This is a genomic window from Roseateles sp., from assembly GCF_049240545.1.
GTDB lineage: Bacteria > Pseudomonadota > Gammaproteobacteria > Burkholderiales > Burkholderiaceae_C > Paucibacter_A.
The window spans coordinates 1-2,267 of the sequence record NZ_JBMLSK010000018.1 but is presented as its reverse complement, the minus strand read 5'-3'; the positions used below and the strand labels follow the sequence as shown (position 1 = coordinate 2,267).

The 2,267-nt window shown below is 59.6% G+C and carries 2 protein-coding genes; one reads left to right on the top strand and one right to left on the bottom strand.

What is annotated here, in order from left to right; translation table 11 throughout:
- Window positions 1–163 precede the first annotated feature (163 nt).
- Window positions 164–2,011 carry a heparinase II/III domain-containing protein gene (locus ACOVRJ_RS01475; RefSeq protein WP_422042137.1) on the top strand — a complete coding sequence of 616 codons (1,848 nt, stop codon included), beginning with the start codon at window positions 164–166 and terminating at the stop codon, window positions 2,009–2,011.
- Here ACOVRJ_RS01475 and ACOVRJ_RS01470 read toward each other — a convergent pair.
- The coding region (locus ACOVRJ_RS01470) for a hypothetical protein (RefSeq protein ID WP_422042136.1) at window positions 2,008–2,267 on the bottom strand (260 nt) is incomplete at its 5' end. The two genes, ACOVRJ_RS01475 and ACOVRJ_RS01470, sit on opposite strands and share 4 nt — an antisense overlap.

The window sequence follows — 2,267 nt, the reverse complement described above, 5'->3', positions numbered from 1 at the left end:
AAGAATCACACCCTCACTTGTTCACCAAAAGAGTCATCAATCATCCGGGACCTGAAACAGATCTGTTCGCCGAGTACGAGTCCTACGTCTGGGCCGGGGTTGTCACCAAGCGCGGTTTCCGTCCTCGGCACGGCTACCTCCAGTTCATACTTTGAAGGTAAGCATGCAGGACGTGTCGAAACTCTGGACCCCAATGCGGGGAGCAGTGACTGAGGCCAAGAAGGAGGCGTGGCTTCGCTCGCGGGCAGTGACCTTCCATGGGTTTTCCGAGTGGTCGGTTCCAGAAGGGCAGACTTGGCGTGAAGATCCATTCTCGAACAACACCTGGAAGCTCTGGTACCACTGCCTGACTTGGCTCTATGTGCCGGCGGCGATAGCCGAGACAAATGGCGAGGCCGAGCAACTCGAGTACGTACGACGATGTACGCTCGACTGGATGGCGGCTCATGGGCCCACCTACATGGCCGACCCAACTGACATGGCATGGGACGATCATGCGATCGCCTACCGTTCGACCTGTCTCGTATACCTGTACCGGCAGTTCTTCTCGGATGACGCGGTGTGGACGGCGGCTTTCCGCTCGACGATGTCGCTGCACGCGCGAGCGCTGCACGCTTTCCTGCGCCGCCCCGAGTTCATCGGCCACAACCACGGCGTATTCCACTGCTTCGCGTTGCTCAACATGATGGCCGCAGTGCCCGAGCTCGACCTGCCTCTTGAGTACAAGTCGGATGCCGACCTGCGGCTCTTTGCGCTCCTAGACGAAATGATCGACACGAGCGAAGGCGTTACGCGCGAGCAGGCACTCGAATATCAGTACATCGCGCTGGAGCTCGTCGGAGAAGTCATGCACTACGCGGATTTCTTCGGGCTGGATGATGAAAACGGCCGGGTTCGGAATCTTCGTTCCCTGATGACACGGCTAGTGGACTTCGCGTTTTTGATGCGCTGGCCCGACGGAAGCGTGCCCGCAGTTGGTGACACATGGTTGGACTGGCACGGATGGTCGGTGCCGGTCTGGGAGATCCTCGAGCGCCACGTGGCGGCTGGCTACGGCTCGGACTCAACCAAGGAAGCGATCCGCTGCCTGCGCGCTGGGACCATCACTACTGCGGGACAAGCACCGGACGTGGTGACGTATCCGCGGAGTGGCTACCTGCTCGCGCATGGCGGAGAGGCAGGATGGGCGATGTTCTTGAAGGCTGGCCCGCCGATTCATTCGCATGGGCACCACGATCATCTGAACCTCCAGCTATTCGTCGAAGGCCAGTTGCTACTGGTAGATTCAGGCGGCCCCTACAAGTATTCGGATCCGCAGCGTGAGTACTTCACCCATCCGCGTGCCCACAACACTGTCGTGTGCCGAGGCCAGTCCGGCTTCAGCTATGGCGTAGCCGAAGAGGATGTCGGCGGTCTCGCCACCGACGCGCTACTGCATCTCGGCGGGAGTCACCGGATTTCCGACGGCGTCCGCCACACGCGAAACGCAGTTTTCCTGCAAGAGATCCGCACGCTGGTCGTTCACGACGAAATCGTAGCCGTCGCCCCGCGCGAGTTAGATCTCGAGCAGTTCTGGCATTTTGCGCCAGGCACGATGGTCAGCCAGCTTCCGACCATGCCGCCAGATGGCCGCGGTCCGACGGACTTCCTATGCGTAGCACCGAACGGTGTTGGCTTCCGGATCCGCTTGGTCTGCGAGCGCTTGGGTGAGGTCTCGCTGGTCCAAGGCCAAGTTACCCCTCGACTTCAAGGCTGGGTGACGCGTAAGGTGGGTACGATGGAAGCAACTCCCACGCTCGAAGTAGCCTTGAAGACGTCTCCTCAGGGCCGCGCTAGCGTGTTTCTTGTCGTCTGGCCGCATGATGGTTCGGAGCGCAGCGTGTCGTCGGCTGCCCGGCCTCAAGACGGGCACGCCTGCTTCGTGCTCGACTCAGGTACTGAGCGCTGGGACTTCCGTCTCGAAGCGCACCGCCTCGGAAGGGCTATTTGCACTAGGTCCGGAGCCTGCTAGCTCTGCCCTTGCCCGTCAAAAACCGCTGGACTTTTCTTTCGCATTCCTCTACCGTGAGGGATAGAACGACAACACCAGATCAAGCGCACGTTAGCAACTCCTGAGTCGATCGATGCAGTTAATGTGGAAGTCTTCCATGATCCGGGGCGTTGCCCCACATCATGAAAGTTCGCCCGAGTGTCAGGTCCCGGATGGTTGATGACTTTTTTCTTGAACAGGTGAGGGTGTGATTCTTGCCACTTTTTCATCGCCATCA

Coding starts and splice junctions, on each gene's coding strand:
- ACOVRJ_RS01475 (WP_422042137.1), top strand. CDS start 164: ATGCAGGACGTGTCGAAACTCTGGACCCCAATGCGGGGAGCAGTGACT.